General features: G+C 60.4%; 21 protein-coding genes and 1 pseudogene. 9 read left to right on the forward strand and 13 right to left on the reverse strand.

Annotated elements, in window-relative coordinates; genetic code table 11:
• Positions 1-9: 9 nt before the first annotated feature.
• From PAF17_RS01305 to radA, 4 genes are all read right to left on the reverse strand, one after another.
• The gene (locus PAF17_RS01305) at positions 10-957 is read right to left on the reverse strand and encodes a glutaminase (RefSeq protein ID WP_271887269.1); all 948 of its coding nucleotides are present in this window, start codon (positions 955-957) and stop codon (positions 10-12) included.
• A 109-nt stretch (positions 958-1,066) separates the two neighbouring features.
• Entirely contained in the window at positions 1,067-2,557 is a 1,491-nt protein-coding gene (gene purF / locus PAF17_RS01310) for an amidophosphoribosyltransferase (protein ID WP_271887270.1), read from the reverse strand.
• A 135-nt stretch (positions 2,558-2,692) separates the two neighbouring features.
• Positions 2,693-3,289 (reverse strand): CvpA family protein, encoded by a 597-nt coding sequence (locus PAF17_RS01315; protein ID WP_271887271.1) that lies wholly within the window; start codon positions 3,287-3,289, stop codon positions 2,693-2,695.
• 42 nt (positions 3,290-3,331) lie between these two features.
• A complete protein-coding gene (gene radA / locus PAF17_RS01320; protein ID WP_271887272.1) occupies positions 3,332-4,696 on the reverse strand; it encodes a DNA repair protein RadA in 1,365 nt (454 codons plus the stop codon).
• Positions 4,697-4,831: 135 nt separating this feature from the next.
• Between radA and PAF17_RS01325 the strand changes: the two genes are divergently transcribed.
• The 3 genes from PAF17_RS01325 to PAF17_RS01335 are packed head-to-tail and all read left to right on the forward strand — an operon-like array spanning position 4,832 to position 7,260.
• On the forward strand, positions 4,832-6,133 hold the full coding sequence (locus PAF17_RS01325; protein WP_271887273.1) for a lipoprotein-releasing ABC transporter permease subunit: 1,302 nt from the start codon (positions 4,832-4,834) through the stop codon (positions 6,131-6,133).
• Positions 6,126-6,797 (forward strand): ABC transporter ATP-binding protein, encoded by a 672-nt coding sequence (locus tag PAF17_RS01330; protein WP_271887274.1) that lies wholly within the window; start codon positions 6,126-6,128, stop codon positions 6,795-6,797. Before PAF17_RS01325 ends, PAF17_RS01330 begins: the two co-directional genes overlap by 8 nt.
• Positions 6,798-6,849: 52 nt before the next feature.
• A complete protein-coding gene (locus tag PAF17_RS01335; RefSeq protein ID WP_271887275.1) occupies positions 6,850-7,260 on the forward strand; it encodes a c-type cytochrome in 411 nt (136 codons plus the stop codon).
• Positions 7,261-7,265: 5 nt separating this feature from the next.
• Here PAF17_RS01335 and PAF17_RS01340 read toward each other — a convergent pair whose 3' ends face one another.
• Entirely contained in the window at positions 7,266-8,039 is a 774-nt protein-coding gene (locus PAF17_RS01340; protein ID WP_271887276.1) for a hypothetical protein, read from the reverse strand.
• Positions 8,040-8,057: 18 nt separating this feature from the next.
• The gene (gene parE / locus PAF17_RS01345) at positions 8,058-10,019 is read right to left on the reverse strand and encodes a DNA topoisomerase IV subunit B (RefSeq protein WP_271887277.1); all 1,962 of its coding nucleotides are present in this window, start codon (positions 10,017-10,019) and stop codon (positions 8,058-8,060) included.
• Positions 10,020-10,269: 250 nt separating this feature from the next.
• Here parE and ccoG point away from each other — a divergent pair, with 250 nt between their 5' ends.
• From ccoG to ccoS, 4 genes are read left to right on the forward strand one after another with little or no spacing between them, the layout of a single operon-like run.
• Positions 10,270-11,745 (forward strand): cytochrome c oxidase accessory protein CcoG, encoded by a 1,476-nt coding sequence (gene ccoG / locus PAF17_RS01350; RefSeq protein WP_271887278.1) that lies wholly within the window; start codon positions 10,270-10,272, stop codon positions 11,743-11,745.
• 3 nt (positions 11,746-11,748) lie between these two features.
• Positions 11,749-12,213: a FixH family protein gene (locus tag PAF17_RS01355; RefSeq protein WP_271887314.1), complete on the forward strand. Its 465-nt coding sequence runs from the start codon at positions 11,749-11,751 to the stop codon at positions 12,211-12,213.
• A gap of 1 nt (position 12,214) precedes the next feature.
• Positions 12,215-14,422: a heavy metal translocating P-type ATPase gene (locus PAF17_RS01360; protein WP_271887279.1), complete on the forward strand. Its 2,208-nt coding sequence runs from the start codon at positions 12,215-12,217 to the stop codon at positions 14,420-14,422.
• 1 nt (position 14,423) lies between these two features.
• Positions 14,424-14,585 (forward strand): cbb3-type cytochrome oxidase assembly protein CcoS, encoded by a 162-nt coding sequence (gene ccoS, locus PAF17_RS01365; RefSeq protein WP_271887280.1) that lies wholly within the window; start codon positions 14,424-14,426, stop codon positions 14,583-14,585.
• Between the two features lie 256 nt (positions 14,586-14,841).
• Here the strand turns inward: ccoS and PAF17_RS01370 are convergent, their stop codons facing one another.
• On the reverse strand, positions 14,842-15,036 hold the full coding sequence (locus PAF17_RS01370) for a hypothetical protein (protein ID WP_271887281.1): 195 nt from the start codon (positions 15,034-15,036) through the stop codon (positions 14,842-14,844).
• Between the two features lie 70 nt (positions 15,037-15,106).
• Here PAF17_RS01370 and PAF17_RS01375 point away from each other — a divergent pair.
• Both PAF17_RS01375 and PAF17_RS01380 read left to right on the forward strand, forming a co-directional pair.
• A pseudogene (locus PAF17_RS01375) lies at positions 15,107-15,280 on the forward strand (IS3 family transposase); the annotation flags it as partial.
• A 310-nt stretch (positions 15,281-15,590) separates the two neighbouring features.
• Entirely contained in the window at positions 15,591-16,175 is a 585-nt protein-coding gene (locus tag PAF17_RS01380; RefSeq protein WP_271887315.1) for a (d)CMP kinase, read from the forward strand.
• On the opposite strand, the gene ade is transcribed toward PAF17_RS01380, so the two are convergent.
• The 6 genes from ade to PAF17_RS01410 form a co-directional block, all read right to left on the reverse strand.
• Complete coding sequence (gene ade / locus PAF17_RS01385) at positions 16,172-17,869, reverse strand: adenine deaminase (RefSeq protein WP_271887316.1); 1,698 nt, start codon at positions 17,867-17,869, stop codon at positions 16,172-16,174. The genes PAF17_RS01380 and ade overlap by 4 nt on opposite strands.
• Before the next feature lie 69 nt (positions 17,870-17,938).
• On the reverse strand, positions 17,939-19,186 hold the full coding sequence (locus tag PAF17_RS01390) for a type III PLP-dependent enzyme (protein WP_271887282.1): 1,248 nt from the start codon (positions 19,184-19,186) through the stop codon (positions 17,939-17,941).
• Positions 19,173-19,409: an acyl carrier protein gene (locus PAF17_RS01395; RefSeq protein WP_271887283.1), complete on the reverse strand. Its 237-nt coding sequence runs from the start codon at positions 19,407-19,409 to the stop codon at positions 19,173-19,175. The genes PAF17_RS01390 and PAF17_RS01395 overlap by 14 nt, the downstream gene beginning before the upstream one ends.
• Positions 19,406-20,995 carry an AMP-binding protein gene (locus PAF17_RS01400; protein WP_271887284.1) on the reverse strand — a complete coding sequence of 530 codons (1,590 nt, stop codon included), beginning with the start codon at positions 20,993-20,995 and terminating at the stop codon, positions 19,406-19,408. The genes PAF17_RS01395 and PAF17_RS01400 overlap by 4 nt, the downstream gene beginning before the upstream one ends.
• Positions 20,992-21,531, reverse strand: a complete 540-nt coding sequence (locus PAF17_RS01405; RefSeq protein ID WP_271887285.1) for a serine O-acetyltransferase — start codon at positions 21,529-21,531, stop codon at positions 20,992-20,994. The genes PAF17_RS01400 and PAF17_RS01405 overlap by 4 nt, the downstream gene beginning before the upstream one ends.
• 143 nt (positions 21,532-21,674) lie before the next feature.
• Positions 21,675-22,724, reverse strand: coding sequence for a glycosyltransferase family 61 protein (locus PAF17_RS01410; RefSeq protein ID WP_271887317.1), 1,050 nt, complete (start codon positions 22,722-22,724; stop codon positions 21,675-21,677).
• Positions 22,725-22,779 lie beyond the last annotated feature (55 nt).

Below are 22,779 nucleotides of genomic sequence, written 5' to 3' on the forward strand. Positions count from 1 at the left end.
GCGCCGCCGCTAGCCTTGAGACGCCATCCCCGGCGCGACCGAGAACATCGACAGGCACAGTTCTTGTGATAATATCTCGAGCGCCTGCGTGCCCAGCAATGAGTTTCCGTAGCGGTCCAAGCCCGGAGACCAGACCGCAATCGACGCGCGGTTGGGCAGAACCGCAAGGATTCCGCCCCCGACTCCGCTTTTTGCAGGGATGCCGACGCGATAGGCGAATTCGCCCGAGCCATTGTAATGGCCGCAGGTCATCATCAGCGCATTGATGCTGCGTATATGACCGGGAGCGATCAGATTTCCGGCAGGATGTATGCCCGCCAGAAAACGTCCCGCGCGTGCCAGTTGTTCGGCGGTCATGGCCAATGCGCAATGATGGAAATAGGTGCCAAGGGTCAGTTCGCATTCGTGGCGCAGGTTTCCGCAACTGCGCAGGAAATGCGCCAGGGCCCAGTTTCGGTGCCCGGTTTCCTTTTCTGAACTGGCGACGTCTGGATCGATGAAGATCGCGTCATCGGATGCGGCCAACCGCATGAATTGGACGATTTCGGCCAGTGTTTCCTTCGGGGTCGCCCCGACCAGCAGACAGTCGGTCGTTGCGATTGCGCCTGCATTGACGAAGGGGTTGGGGGGAATCCCGTCGCGGGCCTCTAGTTCTTGGACCGAGTTGAAGACATGGGTCGATGGTTCACGGCCCACGCGGGTCCAGAAATGATCCCCGTGGCGTCCCAGTGCGATGGCCAGCGTAAAGACCTTGGACACGCTCTGGATCGAAAATTCGATTTTTGCGTCCCCAACGCTTATTTGTGTTCCGTCGGGCAAACACACCGACATCGCGAAATGGGCCGGGTCGATGCAAGCCAGTTCGGGGATATAGCTGGCAACAGCACCCCGATCCTGCTCGTTGCCCATATGGGTGCAGATCTGATCCAGCAGAGGGCGTATGCTATCTTGTTTCATCACGCCCAGAATTGTGAATATCGCGGCGCTGTCAATCGGCCAGTCCGGAAAGCTGTGGCGACACTGGCAGGGAAGGGCGGGCCGTTGCGGACGGCCCGCGATGGTGGCCTTACTCGGCTGCCTCGGAGGTGGCGGTTTCGGAACCGGGCTGCATGCGGAAGCCGCGCTCAAGCTGGTCGAACGGTGCCACCGGGTAATCGCCCGAGAAACAGGCGTCGCAATATTGCGGACATTTCGTGTTGCGGCCCTTCTTTTCGCCAACGGCCCGATACAGGCCATTCAGCGTCACGAAGGACAGTGAATCGACGCCGATCCAATCGCGCATTTCCTCGGTGGACATGTTGGCCGCCAGCAGCTTTTCGCGGTCGGGCGTATCGACACCATAAAAACAGGGCCAGGCGGTTGGCGGAGAGGCAATCCGGAAATGAACTTCGGCGGCACCCGCATCGATGATCATGTCCTTGATCTTGCGGCTGGTGGTGCCGCGCACAACGCTGTCATCGACCAGCACCACGCGCTTGCCACGGATCAGGGCGCGGTTGACGTTCAGTTTCAACCTGACACCCATGTTGCGGATCTGGTCGGTCGGTTCGATGAATGTGCGGCCCATATACTGGTTGCGGATAATCCCCATGCCATAGGGGATGCCCGATTCCTGTGCAAACCCGATCGCCGCCGGGGTGCCGCTGTCGGGGACCGGGCAAACAAGGTCGGCTTCGATGGGGGCTTCGCGGGCCAGCTCTACGCCGATCTGGCGACGGGTTTCATAGACCGAACGCCCCCCGATGATCGAATCGGGGCGCGAGAAATAGACATGCTCGAAGATGCAGAACCGCCCCTTGGATGGGCCGAAGGGGCGCGATGATTCGACCTTGCCTTGCGAAATCACGACCATCTCGCCCGGCTCGACCTCGCGGATGAATTCCGCGCCGATGATGTCCAATGCGCAGGTTTCCGAGGCCAGAACAAAGCCGTCATCGCCAACCTTGCCCAGAACCAGTGGACGCACGCCAAGTGGGTCGCGCACACCGATCAGCTTGGTGCGGGTCATGGCAATGACCGAGAACGCGCCCTCGATGCGGCGCAGCGCGTCCTTCATTCGCTCGGGGATGTTGCGCTGGATGGAGCGCGCCATCAGGTGGATGATGCATTCGCTGTCGGATGAGGACTGGAAGATCGAGCCGCGCTCGATCAGCTCGCGGCGCAGGGCGGCAGCGTTGGTGATGTTGCCGTTATGGGCGATGGCGCAGCCGCCCATGTGGAATTCACCGAAAAAGGGCTGCACGTCGCGAATCGCGGTTGCCGCCTTGGTTCCCGCAGTGGAATAGCGCACATGCCCGATGGCAAGATGACCCGGCAGCGTGGCCATGACATCGGCCTTGGTGAAGTTGTCGCGGACATAGCCGAATCTATGCGCGCTGTTGAAACCCTGTTCGGGGTCATGGGCGACGATGCCGCCGGCTTCCTGACCACGATGTTGAAGGGCATGAAGCCCTAGGGCGACGAAACTGGAGGCATCGGCCATGCCTATCGCTCCGAATACTCCGCATTCTTCGTGAAGGCGGTCCGAATCGAACGGATGGGCCAGAAATGGTTGCATCACGGCGTCCTGAATGGCTTTGGGCTGTCAGGGGCTATGTAGTGGCCACAGAGCATAAAGTCACGCCCTCGCGGCGACGCGAGGGCGGTTTTTTGTCATCTGGTCGTCATGAAACGGGTTTCCAGGGCCGTTTCATCAGTTGGAGGCAGGCGGGGTCTGATCCGGCGTCACCGTTTCGGTTTGGGTGCAGCCGCGCACCATCTGTTCGTAGCGGCTGACGATCCAGCTTGGGGCGTCATCGGGGATCTGTTCGTCCATCTGGCCGCGCATACGTTCAAACACCTGTGCCGAGCGCGAATTTTCGACCATTGCGACCTGCTGGCTGGTCATGACGCGATCATAGACGATAAAGGCGATGGCAACCAAAAGGATGCCGCGCGCAACGCCGAACAGAAAGCCCATGCCCTGATCCACCCCGCCAAGGGCTGAACGCTGGACGACCGACGAAAACAGCGGGGTAATGATCGAGAAAACCACAAGTGCCAGCGCAAAGACCACGGCAAAGCCGGCGATCGTTGCCAGTTCGCAACTGTCACCCAGAAATCGATCCAGCACCGGCAGTTGCGCGATCATCGGTCTGATCGTCGCGGCGAAAAGAAACGCCAGTATGGCCGCAGCGATCCAGCCAAGAATGGCCAGTGATTCGCGCACGAAACCCCGCGACCACGCCAGTATTGCCGAAAGAATGATGACGCCCGCCACCACCGCGTCAATAATCGTGAAACCGTCCATCAATCTGTCCCTGCGCCGGATATCGTTTCGTTTTCAGGCGGATCAGCCGGCGCCGAAAATCTCGCCAACAAACCCGGTTAGGTCTGCAATCTGCCGACGTGTCATCCCGCCCGCGCCCTCGATCTTTTGACCATCGGGCAAAATCGCTTGTGAAAAACCAAGTTTTTGCGCTTCTTTCAACCTGTTTTCCGCCTGTGCCACCGGTCGCAACGCCCCGGAGAGGCTGATTTCACCGAAAAGAACGGCCTCGGCGGGCAGCGCGTTATCCTCTCGGGCGCTGAGCAAAGCCGCCGCGATTGCCAGATCTGCCGCCGGTTCCTGGACGCGCATTCCGCCGGCGACGTTCAGAAAGACATCCAGCCCGGCAAAGGGAATGCCGCATCGCGCCTCGAGCACGGCGAGGATGGTCGAGACCCGGCCCGAATCCAGCCCGACAACCGTGCGTCGTGGAGAGGCGAGTGTCGACGGCGCGACCAGCGCCTGCACCTCGGTCAGGACCGGTCGCGTCCCTTCGATGCCCGCAAAAACCGCGCTGCCGGGCGAGGGCTGGCCACGTTCACTGAGGAAAAGTGCCGAGGGATTTGCGACTTCGGCAAGGCCGCCGCCGGTCATTTCGAATACGCCGATCTCGTCGGCGGGGCCGAACCGGTTCTTGACGCTGCGCAGGATACGGAACTGATGACCGCGTTCGCCTTCGAAATACAACACGGTATCGACCATATGTTCGACCACGCGTGGGCCGGCGATCTGCCCGTCCTTGGTCACATGTCCGACCAGAATCACGGCGACGCCGCGGCGTTTGGCAAAGGTGACCAGCTCATGTGCCGCCGCCCTGACCTGGGCGACCGATCCGGGGGCGGCCTCGACCGTGTCCGACCAAAGGGTCTGGACCGAATCGATAATGGCGAGGTCGGGGCGTTCCTGATCCAGCGTTGTCAGGATGTCGCGAAGATTGGTTTCGGCACCCAGGCGCACCGGGGCATCCGCCAGACCCAGCCGTTGTGCACGCATCCGGACCTGCGCGCTTGCTTCTTCGCCGCTGATATAGATTGCGTTCTGGCCCCCTCGGGCAAAGGCGGCTGCCGCCTGGAGAAGCAGTGTCGATTTGCCGATGCCGGGATCGCCGCCGACAAGAACCGCCGAACCGGGGACCAGCCCGCCACCAAGGACCCGATCAAGTTCGGCCAGGCCGGAATGGCCACGAGGCGGCGGGGCATCTTTGGTTGAAAGGCCGGACAGGGGAACGGCACGGCCCTTGGCCGCGCCCAGGCCACGGCCGGGCCCCTGCGACAAGGGCGCTTCTTCGATGATGGAGTTCCAGGCTCCGCAAGAATCGCAGCGCCCGGCCCATTTCTTGTGCGCGGTGCCGCATTCTGTGCAGGTGAAAGCGATACTGGGTTTTGCCATGCCACATGTTGTGGCATCCCGCGCGCGTCGCCGCAATATGGGTATTTGGACGAAGAAGAAGTCTTCACGCTTTTGTCGGCTTGCACTTCGGTCCCCGGGCGGTCAGTTTCACAGCGGTTTACGCAAGGTTTCCCAATGTCCGGCCCCGCCATGTTTTCCAGATATGAGTTCATGATCGCCTGGCGATACCTGCGGGCGCGGCGCAGCGAGGGCGGGGTCAGTGTGATGACCTGGATCAGCCTGATCGGAATCGCGCTGGGAGTCATGGCGTTGATCGCGACCCTGGCTGTGCGGGCAGGATTTCGTGCGGAATTCGTCGATACGGTTCTGGGCGCGAATGCTCATAGCACGGTTTATATGGTTCCGCAGCGGATCGAGAATGATCTGACCGATGAGGTCTATGTCGTTGCCGGCCGTATTCAGGATTATGACGGAATGGCGCAGAAAGTGGCCGATCTGCCCGGAGTGACCCGGGCTGCGGCTGTTGTGCGTGGACAGGTCATGGCAAGCGCGCATGACAAGTCGAATGTGGCCGAAGTCTATGGGATCGGCAAAGCGGATCTGGAGGCGATGCCGCGGATCGTGGATCCTGCAACCCTGCGCGGAGATGTTGCGCAGTTCGGGCCCGGAATCGCGATCGGCGCGGGCATCGCGCGGGAATTGTCGGTGTCGGTTGGCGACAAGATACGTTTGATCGCCCCGGAGGGCGCGCGCACGGCATTTGGCACAACACCGCGCGTCAATTCCTATGAGATTGGCTTTATCTTCAATTCGGGGCGTTACGACGTCGATCGCACGCGGATCTACATGCCCCTGGATGAGGCGCAGAGCTATTTCAATCGTGAGGGCGTCGCCGATGAGATCGAGGTGTTCGTCGACGATCCTGAACAGGTCGCGGACTGGACCTTGCCCTTGCTGAGAACGGTGGGCGAAGGGGCACAGGTCTGGACCTGGCGCGATGCGTCGAGCAGTTTTCTTGCCGCGCTGGATATGGAGGATGACGTCATGTTCGTGATCCTGTCCGTACTGGTATTGATAGCATCCATGAACATCACATCCGGGTTGGTGATGCTGGTCAAGAACAAGGGGCGCGATATCGGCATCTTGCGCACGATGGGGTTGACCGAGGGGGCGGTGCTGCGCGTGTTCTTTTTGTGCGGGGCCTTCACAGGCGTGCTGGGCACGATAATCGGGGTGATTTTGGGGGTGATGCTGGCACTGAACGTCGAAAGCATCATGGCGGGGCTGAATGCCCTGACCGATGGAGGCGCCTGGCAGCCGGAGGTGCGGGGTATCTATCGCCTGCCGGCAGAATTGCGCGCCTGGGATATTTTCCGCGCAGTGGGTCTTTCCCTGACGCTGTCTTTCATCGTGACGATCTTTCCGGCCCGTCGCGCGGCGCGCATGAACCCCGTGGAGGCTTTGCGTTATGAGTGACGTTTTGCAATTGATCGGCGTGTCCAAGACCTATGCCAAGGACGGGCCTGCGCCGGTCAGTGTTCTGCATGATCTGGACCTGTCGGTGGGGCAGGGCGAGGTGGTGGCGCTGGTCGCGCCGTCAGGGGCCGGGAAATCCACGCTGTTGCACATTGCCGGTCTGCTGGACACGCCCGATTCGGGGAAGGTCATGTTGCATGGGCGTGATATGAGCGGACTGGGCGACCGTGCGCGGACCGAGGCCCGCCGCCGCGAGCTGGGTTTCGTTTACCAGTTCCATCATCTGCTGCCCGAGTTCAGTGCCGCCGAGAACATCATCCTTCCACAACTTGCAAATGGCAGCGGCGAACGCGTGGCGCGGGAACGGGCCGAGGACCTGCTGCACAAGGTCGGCCTGGCGCATCGTGGCGATCACAGGCCCGCCGAGATGTCGGGCGGTGAACAGCAGCGGGTCGCCTTTTGTCGGGCGCTGGCGAACAAGCCGGCCCTGTTATTGGCGGATGAGCCAACCGGGAATCTGGATCCTGAAACCTCGGACCGGGTGTTCGAGGTGTTGATGGGCCTTGTGCGTGAAACCGGCCTTTCCGCGATGATTGCCACGCATAACCACGAACTGGCCGGACGCATGGATCGGGTCATCCGCCTGAACGAAACGGTTGCTTGATCCTGACAGGCAGGGCAAGCTCGATCCGATCGACAGGCATTCAGGGGCAGATATGCGACAGACGATTCTCGGCGGGGTTGGGTTTCTGGCGGTGGCAGGCGTGATCGTGGCCTGTGCGCCCGACGCGCAGATCACCACGGCGCGCAAGGATTACCAGCAGTTCTGCGCAGATTGCCATGGCCGGGACGGCAAGGGTGACGGTGCTCTGGCGGCCAGCCTTGATCCGCGACCCGCCGATCTGACGCAAATCGCAGCGCGCAACGGCGGCAGCTTTCCCGAAAGCCGGGTCATGAGCCATATTGATGGATACACGACCGGCACGACGCATAGCGCGATGCCCGCATTTGGTGATCTGCTAGAGGGCAGGACGGTATTGTATGATTCCGGTGACGGGATCGAGACACCGACCCCTTGGAGGCTGGTTGCCCTGATGGAATATCTTGAGGGCATGCAGGAAGGTTAGCCCTGTCAGCACAGCTCGGCGATTGATTTTCCCAACCTGAAGGGCGCCGCGATCGCGATCAGTGACAGGGCAAGGACCTGGAACAGAACGAAAAGCGAGTTCTTCTGGAGAAACTCCCAGTCCAGCTTGACGCGACGCAGTGACTCGATCAGATCGCGATAGGTCAAGGCAAGGACGCGATAGTCGGCGGCAATCTCGGCGGATGCCCGTTCGACCGATTTCAGCGCCATCACCGTGTCCGTGTCCAGCGGGTCGAAGGCCAGAAGGTTTCGGGCATCAAAGCGTTCGACGCGCGACAGTTTCTCGGCATAGCTGGCAGCCTGGCCGTCGGTTTCCGGCTCTCCGATCAGCGGGCGCAGCATGCGCAGGGGCGCGCTGGCATGGGCCACATCGGCGAAGAATGGCAGTTCGGTGTTGATCGCGGCCGAGGCAGACAGGAATTCGATCCGTTCGCAAAGTCTGGAGATGGCGGGATTGTCGGCATCAACGCAATAGCGCAGGCGAAACCGCGCCGCATCGCGATCAAACGCATCCGACGTCGCATAGCTGAGGTCGATCTGGCGTTCCAGCCGTGCGCTGTCATCCGCATAGACACCGGCCAGCAAGGCCGTCACGACGCCCAGCCCGCCCAATGCGACCCAAACCAGATCGGCAATGCGCCACCAAAGGCGATTTCTGGTGTTGCGCAACACCAGAACCATGCCGATCAAGCCGATCACAAAGCAGCTCAGGATCAATAGAAGGCGATTTTCGATGATGGTCGAGATCAGGGGCTGCATTGATACCGCCCCCTTCGATCAGACGTCGAGCTCTTCGACGAACTGCGCGTTTTCCTGAATATACTGAAAGCGCAGTTCGGGCTTTTTGCCCATCAGTCTTTCGACCAGATCGCCGGTTTCACCGCCTTCATCATCGTTGATGCTGACCCGGATCAGCTTGCGCGTCGCCGGATGCATCGTGGTGTCCTTGAGGTCCTTGGCGTCCATTTCGCCAAGCCCTTTGAAACGCTGGACGTCGATCTTGCCCTTGCCGCCCAGCCCTTTGGCCAGCATCCGGTCCTTTTCGGCGTCATCCGCGACATAGATCCGGTGCGCACCCTGTGTAAGACGATACAAAGGCGGGCAGGCCAGATACAGGTGCCCCTTGTCGATCAGCGGGCGCATTTGGGTGAAGAAGAAGGTCATCAGCAAGGATGCGATATGGGCGCCGTCGACATCGGCGTCGGTCATGATGATCACCTTGTCATAGCGCAGGTCGTCGATATTGAAGCGACTGCCAAGTCCAACACCAAGTGCCTGACAAAGATCATTGATTTCCTGGTTGGCGCCCATTTTGGACGATGCGGCACCAAGCACGTTCAGGATCTTGCCTCGAAGGGGCAGAAGCGCCTGGGTTTTCCGGTCACGCGCCATCTTGGCGCTGCCGCCGGCCGAATCACCTTCGACGATGAACAATTCGGTGCCATCACGAACCGAGGTCGAGCAATCGACCAGTTTTCCCGGCAGGCGCAGGCGTTTTGTCGCAGATTTGCGGGCGGTTTCCTTTTCCTGGCGACGACGCAGGCGTTCTTCGGCGCGCAGGATCAGAAAATCCAGAATGGCCCCGGCGGATTTGGTATCTGCGGCAAGCCAGTTGTCGAAATGATCTCGCACGGCATTCTCGACCAACCGCTGTGCCTCGGTCGTGGCCAGGCGGTCCTTGGTCTGGCCGACAAATTCAGGCTCGCGGATGAAACAGGATACCAGGGCGCAGCCGCCGGCGATCAGGTCTTCGCGGGTGATCTGGGCTGCCTTCTTGTTGCTGACACGTTCGCCATAGGCACGCACGCCCTTGAGGATTGCCGCCCAGAACCCGGCCTCATGCGTGCCACCTTCGGGGGTCGGGACCGTGTTGCAATAGGATTGAATGAAACCGTCACGCGATGGTGTCCAATTAATGGCCCAATCGACTTTTCCCGGTGCATTGAAACGCTTGAAATCAACGGTTCCGGCAAAGGGGCGCTCAGCGTAGGTTGTTGTTCCCGAAAGGGTTTCGCCAAGATAATCGGCCAACCCGCCCGGAAAGTGGAACACCGCCTCGGTCGGTGTCTCGCCATCGTCAATCTCGGTCTTCCAGCGGATTTCGACACCCGAGAACAGATAGGCCTTGGATTTGACCATCTTGATAAGGCGTGCCGGCTTGAACCGATGGTGGCCGAAAATCTGTTCGTCGGCATGAAAGGTGACCGTCGTGCCGCGCCGGTTGGGGGCCGCGCCGATCTTTTCGACCGGGCCTTCGGGTATCCCACGCGAAAAGCGCTGTTCGAACAGTTCTTTGTTGCGGGCGACCTGCACGACCATGCTGTCGGAAAGCGCGTTGACCACCGAGGCACCCACGCCATGCAGGCCGCCTGACGTCGCATAGGCATCGCCCGAGAACTTGCCGCCCGCGTGCAGCGTGCACAAGATTACCTCAAGCGCGGATTTTCCGGGGAATTTCGGATGCGGATCGATCGGAATGCCCCGACCGTTGTCGCGCACGACAATGCTGAAATCGGCGCGCAGCTCGACCTCGATACGGCTGGCATGACCGGCCACCGCTTCGTCCATCGAGTTGTCCAGAATTTCGGCAACCAGATGATGCAAAGCGCGCTCATCGGTGCCGCCAATATACATTCCCGGTCGCTTGCGGACCGGTTCCAGCCCTTCGAGCACCTCGATCGATGAGGCCGAGTAGCTGTTGGAATTTGCATCGGCGGCGGATAGGAGGTCGTCGGCCATCGGGACTGCTCGTTTCTTGTGTGGTTGCTGCGACTATCTCATGTGACGGGCCATAACGGCAAGGGGTTGTGGTTGCCGATCCCCCTTGCCGCAAGGCCTTGCCGATGCGCGTGCCACGGGGCGCAGCACAGGACCAACACGAAAAATTCGTCCGATCCGCAAGGAAGCACGCCGTTATTTGATACAGGTCAAGGCGATAACGCGATCAACCGGTCTATAAAAGAAGGTGCGCAACAGGAGCAATGCCGTCATGTCCACGGAACAGGCGAGCCCGCCGGGGTTATATGCCGCACGTGAACCGATCTTTCCCAAACGTGTCAAAGGGCGGTTCCGTAACCTGAAATGGTTCGTCATGGGGATCACCCTGGCGATTTACTATGTCACGCCGTGGCTGCGATGGGACCGGGGGCCAAACATGCCCGATCAGGCGGTTCTGGTCGATCTGGCCAACAGGCGCTTCTTCTTTTTCTGGATCGAGATCTGGCCGCATGAATTTTATTTCGTTGCCGGCTTGCTTGTGATGGCGGGGCTGGGGCTGTTTCTGTTCACTTCGGCCTTGGGGCGGGTCTGGTGCGGATATACATGCCCGCAAACGGTATGGACCGACCTTTTCATTCTGGTCGAACGCTGGATCGAAGGCGATCGCAACAACCGGATACGCCTGCACCGGCAATCCTGGAATGCGGCCAAGTTGCGATTGCGGCTGTTCAAATGGACGGTCTGGCTGATCATCGCATTGCTGACGGGCGGGGCGTGGATTTTCTATTTCACGGATGCGCCAAGCTTGTTGCGTGATCTGGTGACGGGGCAGGCCCATCCGGTCGCCTATATCACCATGGCGGTTCTGACCGGCACGACATTCCTGTTCGGCGGCTTCGCCCGCGAGCAGATCTGTATCTATGCCTGTCCATGGCCGCGTATTCAGGCGGCGATGATGGATGAAGACACCCTGACCGTCGCCTATCGCGAATGGCGGGGCGAGCCGCGTGGAAAGAAGCATCATCAGGCCCCACAATCGGCGGCCCGGGACACAACTGCCACGAATGCTGCAAACGCGGGGCCCGAGCAAGGCGATTGCATCGATTGCATGGCCTGCGTGAATGTCTGCCCCATGGGGATTGATATTCGTGATGGACAGCAGTTGGAATGCATCACCTGCGCTTTGTGTATCGATGCATGTGATGACATCATGGAAAAGATCGGCAAGCCGCGCGGGCTGATCGACTATATGGCGCTCAGCGATGAAACGGCTGAACGTGCGGGTGCCAAGCCGCGCCGCGTGCTGCAACATATTCTGCGGCCCAGAACGATTCTGTATTTTACCCTTTGGTCCGGGATCGGCGTGCTTCTTGTGGTGGCATTGTTCATGCGTTCTGCGGTCGACCTGAATGTTTCACCGGTGCGCAATCCGCTATTCGTGACCATGTCCGACGGTGCGATCCGGAATACCTATGAATTGCGTCTGCGCAACAAGCAGCATGAGGTCGCGCAATATGCCATCGCGGTCGAAGGGGTTGCGGGGCTTGATCTGCGGATCGAAGGGGCCGAGGGTAACAGTGTGGTCGTTGATGCCGATGAAACGCTTGCTGCCCGCCTGTATCTGACCGCACCGGCCGGATCACAGCTGACGGGCGCGGAAAGCACATCCATTCGGCTGGTCGTGACTGATCCCGGCAATGATGCGTCGGCAAGTGTTGAAACCGTGTTCCACGGCAAGGGGGAATAGGTGATGCGTCGTGAACTGACCGGACGGCATGTCCTGATCATCACATTGGCGGCCTTTGGTGTCATTATCGCGGTCAATATCACTATGGCGGTGAAGGCGGTGGGAACCTTTCCGGGGCTTGAGGTCAAGAACAGCTATGTCGCCTCTCAGGGGTTTGACCGGGAAAGGGCGGCGCAGGATGCGCTTGGCTGGACCGTGATGGCCGATTACGACGGGGAATGGCTTGAGATTGCCGTTACGGATGCGGATGGTTTGCCTGCACCTGCCAAGAACCTGTCGGTCACAATCGGCCGTCCAACGCATGTCCGCGCGGACCAGAGCCCTGAACTTGCCTATCGCAACGGTGTCTACCGTGCCGCAGTGTCATTGCCCCCGGGCGTCTGGAATATTCATGTGACAGCCGCTGCCCCCGACGGAACGCCGTTTCGTCAAAGGTTGGATCACTATTCCGGTGCCGTGGTGAACTAGCATGAGCGATTCCGCCCGTATCAGCGCATGCCCTGCCTGTGATGTCGCCCCGCTCGCGCAGAACATGGCGCGTCAGGACAACGGACATGGTGGGGTGGGTCAGCTGATCCTGTCCCTGCCGACCGTTCATTGTGCCGTCTGCATCAGCGATGTCGAGCGTGCGTTGATGGCCGTGCCTGGGGTGCGCCATGCTCGGGTCAATCTGACGTTGCGCAGGGTCAGGGTCGAAGCGCCGGGACTGGTGGCTGATGATTTGTTGCCGGTATTGGAAAAGATTGGCTACGAGGCGCATGAGCTGGACCCGGCGGCGCTTGATGGGGCGGGAACCGACAGGGTTGGGCGCGACCTGTTGATGCGGATCGGCATTGCCGGGTTCGCGATGATGAACATCATGATCCTGTCCGTGGCGGTCTGGGCGGGGGCGGATGCCGCATCGCGCGATATGTTCCACTGGATTTCTGCCGCCATTGCCTTGCCGACGATCGCATTTGCAGGGCAGCCATTCTTTTCCAGTGCCCAGAGCGCGCTGCGGGCGGGGCGGTTGGGGATGGATGTGCCAATATCGCTGGCCCTGATTCTCGCGACAGCGATTTCCTTGTATGAAACGCGCAATTCCGGCCATCATGCCTATTTCGACGCGGCGGTGATGCTGTGTTTCTTTCTGCTGATCGGTCGCTATCTGGATCATCGCACGCGCGCTATCGCAAGATCGGCCGCCGCCGAACTCAGCGCGCTCGAGGTGCCCCGCGCAACCGTGCTGCATGACGGGACCGAGCAAATCGTTCCCGTCGCCCAACTGCGCCCCGGTGATCTGGTTCGCGTGCTGCCCGGCACCCGCGTGCCAGCGGATGGAAATATCGTCGACGGCCAAAGCGAGATCGACCGGGCCTTGCTGACAGGTGAGACGCTGCCGGTTGTCGCAGCCGCAGGCGATGGGCTTTCAGCGGGCGAGATAAACCTGACCGGCCCGCTGCTCATGCGTGTGACAGCCGCCGGTTCGGACAGCTCGCTTGCACGCCTGACGGCATTGGTCGAAGCGGCCGAAACCGCTCGGGGGCGTTATACGTCGCTGGCTGAACGTGCTTCGCGCGCCTATGCACCGGTGGTGCATGTGATGGCGCTTGCCAGCTTTGTTGCCTGGTTTCAGGCGACGGGCGATTTGCGACATGCGGTCAATATCGCGGCAGCCGTTCTTATCATCACCTGCCCATGCGCCCTGGGCCTCGCAGTTCCTGCGGTGGTGACGGCCGCTTCGGGGCGGCTGTTTGGCAAGGGGTTGCTGATCAAGAATGGCACCGCGCTAGAGCGCTTGGCCCAGATTGATACGGTGGTCTTCGACAAGACGGGGACCTTGACGATGGGGCGGCCGACCCTGATTGCCCCCGGGCAAGTGCCATCGGATATCGCGCCAGTCATCGTTGCTTTGGCCAGGGCATCCTCTCATCCCTTGTCTCAGGCCCTCGTAACCGCTTTGGCGCAGTATGCGCCGGCCTCTGTCAGTGACATCCGCGAGATGCCCGGCTATGGCGTGATGGCAACGTGGAAGGGGCGACAGGTTCGTCTGGGGCGGGCCGATTGGCTGATGGCCGGGGATGATCCCGATGTGCGGCCGGGGATGTCCACCTGGTTTTCGATCGAGGGGCAAGGGGCACCCGTCAGGCTGGACTTTGCCGACGCATTGCGCCCCGGCTCTGAGGAATGCGTTTCCCGCCTTGGGAAGCTGGGGCTGAACGTGATCCTGCTTTCTGGGGATCGGCCAGCAGCCGTGGCCGATCTGGCGGCAAAGCTGAGCATTCAAAACTACCATGCTGCCGTTGATCCGCCTGGCAAAGCCGCAGTGGTCGCCGGGCTGGAGGGCCAGGGGCATCACGTGTTGATGGTCGGCGATGGGCTGAATGATACCGCCGCACTGGCCCGGGCGCATGTCTCGATTTCGCCGGCCACGGCGTTGGACGCCGCCCGAGTGGCTAGCGATATGGTTTTGACAGGGCAGGACCTGTCCCCGGTGGCTGATGCGGTGGCGACGGCCGTCCGGGCAACGCGACGCATCAAGGAGAACTTTGCGATTTCGATCCTGTATAATGTCGTGGCGGTGCCCATCGCGGTCGCAGGTTTTGCCACGCCGTTGATTGCCGCACTGGCGATGTCTGCCAGTTCGATCACGGTCACCCTGAATGCATTGCGTTTGCGCAGAACGAAAAACCGCTGATATGGAAATTCTGGCAATTCTCATTCCTGTATCATTGGGCCTTGGCGCCGCAGGACTGGCTGCTTTCATCTGGGCGTTGCGTGCGCATCAGTTCGAAGACCCCAAAGGTGACGCAGAGCGCATCCTCAGCGATGAATGGGATGATCGCCCCCGACCGGACTAGCAACCTCTTCTGTGGTTGCCGCCCGTATCGCAGGAAGTTTCTGACCTTCCAGGCAGATGATCGAGTGCGACCTTCTGTCAGGCCTCAGTGAGCGACATTTCCAGAAGTCGCGGGCCGGGATGGTGAGCAGCGGATCGGGTCCAGATCTGTCTTCCGAGCTTTGTGCTCGCAGTTGCTAACTGGTTTTCCCAATCCGGATCTATTCGATCATTGTGCCCATTCAGGTCATCGTCTTCTTACCCCCTTCGCACCGTCGTTAGCGGTCCGGCACGAGCATCTCGGCGATCAGCATAGCGCTGGCGACAGGCCCGATCCCGGGAACGGAACGCAGGATACCGGCAGTCGCAGCCAGGTCATCACCCGAGGCCATTGTCTGCTCAATCCGCCCTTCCAACTCTGCAATCTGGCGATCAAGAAGACCTTTCAACTCGGCGTCGGTGACATCAAACATATCCGCCGATCCCATCTTCCCGTGCGCCTTGATCTGCGCCAGAAGCTGTTTGCGTGTTCCAACGAGCTGGCTGAAGAGAGAGCGGAACAGGCGTCGGACATATCCGACCAGCGACGACGCCCGCCGCGACGTGCTCGACTACATTGAGATGTTCTGCAACCCGATGCGCAAGCACACGAACAACGGCATGCTGTCACCGGTTGACTTCGAAAACCGACAGCACAAACTGAACGAGGCAGGTGTCCAGGAAACAAGGGGCAGCTCAGCAGCATACAACTTCGCGCGCCGGCTCAAGGCCCTCGGTGGCCTCACATCATACGAAGACATCTGCAAGGTCTGAAAGTCAGAGCCGGATCGATTCATCCTAAATCCGATCCACAAGATGCCAGGGCTGAACAACTAGAATCGAAATATAAAATAATTCCCCAATTGGAAGGCACCGACGCCCGCTTGCCGAGCAAAAAGCGGCTTGCAAGGTGCTTGGGCTGGACCTAGGCGACGAATTCATGCGAATGAAGCCCGATTGCGCCCTAGCCAAGATGGATCCGCTCTATATGCCATTCGTTGTTGCCATTGATGGTCCTGCAGCCTCAGGGAAAGGCACCATTGCACGCGCGATCGCCGCGCATTTCGGATTTCATCATCTGGATACCGGGCTTTTGTATCGCGCGACCGGCGTAAAAGGGGGGGATCCCGTCACGGCGGCCAGGGGGCTGATGCCTGATGATCTGTCACGCCCGGATCTGCGCAGCGCCGAGGCAGGGCAGGCGGCCAGCCGGATTGCCGCGATCGCGGATGTGCGCGCGGCACTGGTCGATTTTCAGCACCGCTTTGCGGCACGCAATCCCGGCGCGGTGCTGGACGGGCGCGACATCGGCACCGTGATCTGCCCGCAGGCCCAGGTGAAACTATATGTCGTTGCCTCGGACGAGGTCCGCGCTGTGCGCCGCGCCCGTGAACTGAATTGCGACCCGGCAGATATGCTGGTGCAGCTGCAAGAACGTGACCGCCGCGACAGCGAACGCGCGGCCGCCCCAATGCGTCCTGCAGATGATGCCGTGGTCATAGACACCAGCGACATGAGCATCGATGATGCCGTCGCGACGGCAATTGCCGCGGTGGACAAGGCGCGGCGCTAGCCCGCGATAATCTCAAAGCGCGTGACATCGACCATCCCGTGATCGGTGATTTTCAGGGCGGGTATGACGGGTAAGGCCAGAAAAGCCAGTTGCAGGAAGGGCTCTTCCAAGGTGACACCCAGTTCTTGCGCTGCGGCGCGCAAGGCGATCAGGGCATCCCGGACCTGCTCGAAGGGCAACAAGCTCATCAGGCCGGCTACAGGCAGGGCCAGTTCCGCCTGAATTTTTCCATCCCGAACCACGACAAAGCCGCCCTCGATTCCGGACAGGCGATTTGCGGCGATGGCCATATCTTCGTAGTCCATGCCGACAACCGCGATATTGTGATGATCGTGGCATACGGTCGAGGCGATGGCCCCGCGTTCAATGTTGAACCCGCGCACGAAGCCGGTTGCGATATTGCCGTTCCGGCCATGTCGCTCGATAACGGCGATGCGGGCAAGGTCGCGTGCCTGATCGGGGCGCTTGTCCCCATCAACGGGCTGGATTTCCTCGGTCAGGTGTCGGGTGATGATCTTACCTTCGATGATGCCGATGATATCCGTCCGGGCACGATTGCCCGCCGCCCTGAAATCGCGTGCTGACAATTGCGGTGCACGCACCGAATTTCTGCCCACGGGATCGACGGATGCGCGCGCCGCGAAAGCCGTGTCATCCACGACTTTTCCGCCTGCCAGAACCAATTGTGCATGGCAGGTCGCCAGATCATCGACCGCGACGATATCGGCGCGCAGCCCCGGTGCGATCAGGCCGCGATCCTTCAGCCCGAAGGCTTCGGCCGCCGAAAGCGAAGCGGCGCGATAGGCCGCCAAAGGAGAGCTGCCCAGCTGGATCAACCGCCGTATCATATAGTCGAGATGCCCGTGTTCGCCGATATCCAATGGATTCCGGTCGTCGGTGCACAGGCACAGATACGCGCTGGTGGCATCGGTCAGGATCGGTTGCAATGCTTCCAGATCCTTGGAAACCGAACCCTCACGTATCAACACCCGCATACCCTTGCGCAGTTTTTCAAGCGCCTCTTGTGCAGTTGTTGCCTCGTGTTCGGTGCGAATGCCGGCGCTGATATAGGCGTTCAGGTCTCGTCCGCCCAATTGCGGGCAATGCCCGTCGATATGCTTGCCGTCAAACAGCGCCAGTTTCTCGATCACTTTCGGATCGCGATGGATCACGCCGGGATAGTTCATGAATTCGGCCAGTCCGATCCCCGACGGATGGTTCATGACCCGCTGCAGGTCGTCGGCATCGATCTGCGCGCCAGAGGTTTCCATATCCGTGGATGGCACGCAGGATGACAATTGCACCCGCAGGTCCATCAACAGATGTTGGGACGCTTGTTGGAAATACCGGATCCCGTCCAACCCGATAACATTTGCAATCTCGTGGGGGTCGCAGATCGCAGTGGTAACGCCGCGCGGGGTGACGCATCGGTCGAACTCGAAAGGTGTTACCAGACTGCTTTCGACATGCAGATGCGTGTCGATGAACCCCGGCACCAGAATCAGTCCGTCCACATCAATAATATCTGTGGCGTCGTATTCGTCCCCGATGCCGACGATCCTCTCGCCGCAAATCGCGACATCGCCTGCAATCAAAGAACCGGTGATCAGGTCGAAAACCCGCCCACCGCGCAGGACCAGATCGGCGGGAATGTCGCCCTTCGCCTGCGCGATGCGCTTTTCCAGTTCTTTCATGGCCTGCTCCTGCATGAGGTTTTCCTTACAGAACCTCATTGCGGGGGCGGGGTCCAGTGCAGGCCGCGCCTATCGATCGCTGAGGCCGCATCCCTCGATACGTGTCACATCCAGAAGTTGCCCACCTTCGGCCAGAATCTCGCGCGGGGTGGGATGGCTGATGAAATTCACCGGGCTGGAGCTTGGCCCATAGGCACCGCTGGCATGGATCGCGATCAGGTCGCCTTCTTCGACGCGGGGCAGGGCAACCTTGGAACCAAGCTTGTCGATCGAGGTGCAAAGCGGCCCGGAAATGTCGATCGGTTCTTCGCCCTCGCCTCCGCCGACGCGGTGGATCACATAGTTGCGCCGCAGCACCATTCCGAAATGCCCCGACGCCGCGAGGTGGCTGTTCATACCGCCGTCACAGATCGCAATGCGTGTTCCGCGCGATTCCTTGATCGATGTGACCCGCGTCACGAAATAGCCCGCCGGTCCGACAAGATACCGGCCCAGTTCCAGGACAAGTTCGGTCTTGGAAAAACGTGGTTCGGCCTTGAATGCGTCAAGCTGTGGCCCCGCCGCCTCGGCCACCTGTCCCAGATCAAGCGGCATATCACCCGGGTGATAGGGAATGCCCAGCCCGGCCCCGAAGATAAGGCGATCCGGATGCAGATCATGGCGTTCGCACAGATCGCGGAAAATGGTCATGAAAATGCCCCAGTTCTCGACGATTGCGGCGGGCTTCAGGCACTGGGTCCCGGAATAGATATGCAGCCCGGCAATCCGCAAATGCGGCAATGAGGCGATGTCTGTCAGTGCGCCCGGCGCGTCCTCGATGTCGATGCCGAACGGGCTGGGGCGTCCGGCCATCTGGTCGCCGAAGCCCTTGGGCACGCGGTCGGGCGCAATGCGAATGACCACATCCTGAATCCTGCCCGTTTCGGCGGCAATGCTGTTGGCAAGTTGCGCGTCGCGCGGCGATTCGACGACCAGTTCCCCCAAACCTTCCTGAATGGCGCGACGCAGCTCGACCTCTCGCTTGGCGGGGCCGGTAAAGCTGGCGCGGTTGGCGGGCCAGCCGGCGTCGATGGCCAACAACAGCTCTCCGCCGGAAGATACGTCGATATAGGGAATGCGTTGTTCCAGCCATGACAACAATCCCGGATTGGGGTTGCATTTCATGGCGAATGACAGCTTGAACCAACGGCCAAGCTTGTCTTGCAGGTCCCTGATCCGGGGCGTGATCAGATCGGTCGCATAGACATAGGCCGGCGTCCCGAAACGGTCCGCGGCCTGGGTCAGGATATGGTCGATGTCGTGATCAGGCCTGTTCACGTGCGTAATCCACGATGCTTTGGACTGTATCAAAGTTTTCCAGCGTCACATCGGCGGGGCGCACCTCGATCGCGGCCTTTTCCTCGACAAATGCAATGATGTTCATCATGGCCACGGAATCGAGAATCGCGGTCGAGAACAGTTCGGAATCGGCGGCGATGTCGTCTTCGACATTCAATTCGTCACGAATGAAGCGAATCAGGTCTTCGGCAGTCAGGCTCATTGCATATCCTTGTGAAAAGCGGCTTTTGCGGTGGCGATGATATTGGGGCGGTCCAGTTTGCCGCTTGCTGTGCGCGGCATGGCGCCGGACCAGATGTGAATATGGCGCGGCACCATGTAATGGGCCATCGCGCGGCGGGCATGGGCCATCAGCGCAGCCGCATCGGCGTCGCCGATCGGGCTGGCTGCGACATGCACGACCTGTCCGTGTTCGTCATCATCGACCCCAAAGGCAACCACATCGCCGACGAGTCCGGATTGCGACAAAAGATCTTCGACCTCGGTGGGCGACAGGCGGAACCCCAGGGTCTTGATCATGTCGTCCATGCGGCTGACGAACCACATGTCGCCATCTTCGTCGATACGCACCAGATCGCCCGAGCAAACCACGGGCGAATCCCCCAGATGCTGGTGCAGTTCCGGGCAGACCCGTATCTTTTCGGCGGTCAGTTCCGGACGTTCCCAATAGCCGAGACTGACCAGCGGTCCGCCATGCACCAGTTCCCCCTGTTCGCCGGGGCCGGCAATGCCTTCGCCATGTTTCACGACAAAGATCCGGGCGTTCGGAATCGCGCGCCCGATCGACCCCATTTTTCGGGCAAACCGGTCTGGGGGAAGATATGTCGATCTGAATGCTTCGGTCAAACCATACATCAGGACGATATCGGCCCTGCCAAAGACCCTGGGCATCAGTTCCAGAATATTCGGGGGGATCTTGCCGCCCGTATTCGTGACGCGGCGCAGTGCGGGCAGGTCAATGGCCGCATCGTCCAGATAGCGCACGACCTGGTTCCACAGGGGCGGGACGCCAGCGATGGTCGTGACATGGTGTTCGCGTGCCATGCGTATCACCTCGGACGGCATCGACACCGGTTGATGGATGATCGTCGCCCCCAGCAGGCAGGAACTGGTCAGCTGGTTCAGCCCGGCATCAAAGCTGTAGGGCAGGACCGAAAGCAGCCGGTCGTCATGGGCCAGACCCAGATATTGCGCCACCGAGGCAGCCCCGATCCGAATATTGCGATGGCTCAGCATGACGCCCTTGGGCTGACCGGTCGAACCCGAGGTGTAGATGATCATCGCCAGCTCGCCCGGATCGGGCGATGCTTCCGGCACGTTGGATGGTGCCGGTTCGTTCATCAGGTCGTCCCATGATTGCGCAGCATCAGGCAGGGCAGGCGCGCGGCCCTGAACAAGCAGATGCGCAACCGATTCCGCAAGCGGCTGCGCCGTCAGCGCCTTGAGCACATTCGCACCGACAATGGCGGCGCGTGCGCGGCAGTCGGCGGCAACATAGCCAAGCTGCGCAGCTGTCCACTGGTGGTTCACATTCACCACGACCGCGCCGATCTTCCATGCGCCGAACATTGCCACGACTTCGTCGATGCCCTTGCGCAGATGCACGATGACACGATCACCTGCGCGCACACCTGCCCTGGTCAGCCAGGCTGCGATCCGGTCGGCCTGCTGAACAGCCTGCGCATAGCTTGCTTGACGCTTTGGATCGATGAAGGCGATTTTTTCCGCGTTTTCGGGCAGGTTGTCGGCCAGCAGGCGCCACATCGATTTTTCACCGGCTGCGATCATGACACGTCCAGGTCCTTCTTGGGTTTCCGGGCAAAGATCGGCAAGTTCGGATAGATCCTTGCCGGCGATCCGACAACGATGCTGTCATCGGGCACATTTGTCGACACCGCGGTATTGGCCCCGATGCGCACGCGGTTCCCGATCTTGATGCGCCCCAGAACGGTCGAATTCACCCCGATGAACACATCATCGCCGATCTTTGGCGCACCCGGTCCCATATTGGTGCCGATGGTCACATTGTGCATCACGCCACAACGTTCGCCGATCACCACGTCGGGATGAATCGAGAGCGAGCCTTCGGCATGGATAATATGAAAGCCGTCGCCCAGGGTGACGCTTGGCGGAATCCAGACCTTGGTCACGTTCAGGATCAAGATGCAAAGCAGGCCGTAAACCTTGTTGGCGAACCATCGCAATATGCGGTTCTGACGCTGCATGGCCCATCGGCCATAGCGATATACCACCAGCGACACGAATGCCGGATCGCTCAGCCTTTGGCCATGCGTCTTGTAATCATTGCAAATTTCACGCCACACGGGACCCATTACTCCGAACTGAACCAACAACAAAATAAGGCGCGCCCAGAACAGCGCATCGTGATGCAGGGCGTGTCGAAAATGACCGGAAGACCCTGACAGTTCAAGCCGATATTAGATCGAAAACCCGGGATTGTCCTTATCTACTGGATCAGGTCCAGGGTCGCCTGCATTTCAGCCCAGTCAATTCTGAAGGCGCCGGCACGGCCCTGACCGACGATCAGCGCAAATCGTTGCTGAAATCGGTCGGTCATGGATTTCAACGCGGTTGTGGCCCGGTCCGGCGGTTGCAGGGTCAGCAGGGTGGCGTTCGGGGGCATGACGGCAACGCCATGGGTCAGTTGGCTGCCTTCGATCCCCGCGACGATCCCGGCATTGGCGCAGGCCAGAACGAGGTCGTCGACGCTGTGATCTTCGGGGAACAGGACCCGAAAACCATATTGGCTTTCGAGTTTCTCTGCGATTTCGTCTTCGTTTTCCAGGATCCGCGCATCGCCGCTGTGGCCGCGATACAGGAACACGCCGGGGCAGGGCGCAACATCGCGCCCTGCCATCAGGCGCTTGCGCATATCCTGTGCACGGGCGATTCTGCTGGCATTGTTGTGATGATCGTCAAACAGGATCAGTTCGTCGAAATGCACATCGCCGATGCGTGTCGGGTTGATCGACAGCAATTCTTCATAGCGGGGGACATGGCCGGCCTTGACCGGGGCCGATGTAACCGGTTGTCCAAAGCTTTCGGCCAGACGATAGCTGGAACAGTCGTCCAGAAGCCAGTTGCCGAACCAGCGGTTGCCGACCCAGCTTTCGTACAAGGCGCCGGAAACCGCCTTTTGGGGGCGGTGATGGTGCAGATGTGATTTTCGGCGCGGGCGCAGGTGCATTTCGGCGCGTCCGGAATACAGAACCCCATCCACGAAATCGATGTCGCGCAAGCGATACCCCATGGTTGCCGGCACATGTTCGGCGGGCTGCCCGTTCAGGGCATCCAGCACAGCTTCTCGCGGGGCGAATTCGGTCTGCATGATGCGATCGGTCTGACCGGGCAGACAGATCGCCGCCGGCACCGCCCGTGTTTCTGCCGGCGAAATTTCCCAGGTCTCGACAGCAAGGTCGATCAGTTCGGGGCGGGGCAGGCCGACCATGCGGCAGAATTTGTTTGCAATCGGGCGGATGGGGTCCAGACTCGTCATGTCGATCACTGGCTACACTTGGATACTCGGGTGAAACTCGAGACAGGCTAGCATA

The sequence above is a fragment of the Paracoccus onchidii genome (assembly GCF_028294535.1).
In the GTDB taxonomy this organism is placed as follows: domain Bacteria; phylum Pseudomonadota; class Alphaproteobacteria; order Rhodobacterales; family Rhodobacteraceae; genus Paracoccus; species Paracoccus onchidii.

Coding starts and splice junctions, on each gene's coding strand:
- ccoG (WP_271887278.1), top strand. CDS start 10,270: ATGTCCACGGAACAGGCGAGCCCGCCGGGGTTATATGCCGCACGTGAA.
- PAF17_RS01325 (WP_271887273.1), top strand. CDS start 4,832: ATGTCCGGCCCCGCCATGTTTTCCAGATATGAGTTCATGATCGCCTGG.
- PAF17_RS01380 (WP_271887315.1), top strand. CDS start 15,591: ATGCCATTCGTTGTTGCCATTGATGGTCCTGCAGCCTCAGGGAAAGGC.
- parE (WP_271887277.1), bottom strand. CDS start 10,019: ATGGCCGACGACCTCCTATCCGCCGCCGATGCAAATTCCAACAGCTAC.
- purF (WP_271887270.1), bottom strand. CDS start 2,557: ATGCAACCATTTCTGGCCCATCCGTTCGATTCGGACCGCCTTCACGAA.
- PAF17_RS01395 (WP_271887283.1), bottom strand. CDS start 19,409: ATGAGCCTGACTGCCGAAGACCTGATTCGCTTCATTCGTGACGAATTG.
- PAF17_RS01400 (WP_271887284.1), bottom strand. CDS start 20,995: ATGATCGCAGCCGGTGAAAAATCGATGTGGCGCCTGCTGGCCGACAAC.
- PAF17_RS01355 (WP_271887314.1), top strand. CDS start 11,749: ATGCGTCGTGAACTGACCGGACGGCATGTCCTGATCATCACATTGGCG.
- PAF17_RS01370 (WP_271887281.1), bottom strand. CDS start 15,036: ATGTTTGATGTCACCGACGCCGAGTTGAAAGGTCTTCTTGATCGCCAG.
- PAF17_RS01410 (WP_271887317.1), bottom strand. CDS start 22,724: ATGACGAGTCTGGACCCCATCCGCCCGATTGCAAACAAATTCTGCCGC.
- PAF17_RS01360 (WP_271887279.1), top strand. CDS start 12,215: ATGAGCGATTCCGCCCGTATCAGCGCATGCCCTGCCTGTGATGTCGCC.
- ade (WP_271887316.1), bottom strand. CDS start 17,869: ATGAAAGAACTGGAAAAGCGCATCGCGCAGGCGAAGGGCGACATTCCC.
- PAF17_RS01335 (WP_271887275.1), top strand. CDS start 6,850: ATGCGACAGACGATTCTCGGCGGGGTTGGGTTTCTGGCGGTGGCAGGC.
- radA (WP_271887272.1), bottom strand. CDS start 4,696: ATGGCAAAACCCAGTATCGCTTTCACCTGCACAGAATGCGGCACCGCG.
- PAF17_RS01340 (WP_271887276.1), bottom strand. CDS start 8,039: ATGCAGCCCCTGATCTCGACCATCATCGAAAATCGCCTTCTATTGATC.
- PAF17_RS01315 (WP_271887271.1), bottom strand. CDS start 3,289: ATGGACGGTTTCACGATTATTGACGCGGTGGTGGCGGGCGTCATCATT.
- ccoS (WP_271887280.1), top strand. CDS start 14,424: ATGGAAATTCTGGCAATTCTCATTCCTGTATCATTGGGCCTTGGCGCC.
- PAF17_RS01305 (WP_271887269.1), bottom strand. CDS start 957: ATGAAACAAGATAGCATACGCCCTCTGCTGGATCAGATCTGCACCCAT.
- PAF17_RS01330 (WP_271887274.1), top strand. CDS start 6,126: ATGAGTGACGTTTTGCAATTGATCGGCGTGTCCAAGACCTATGCCAAG.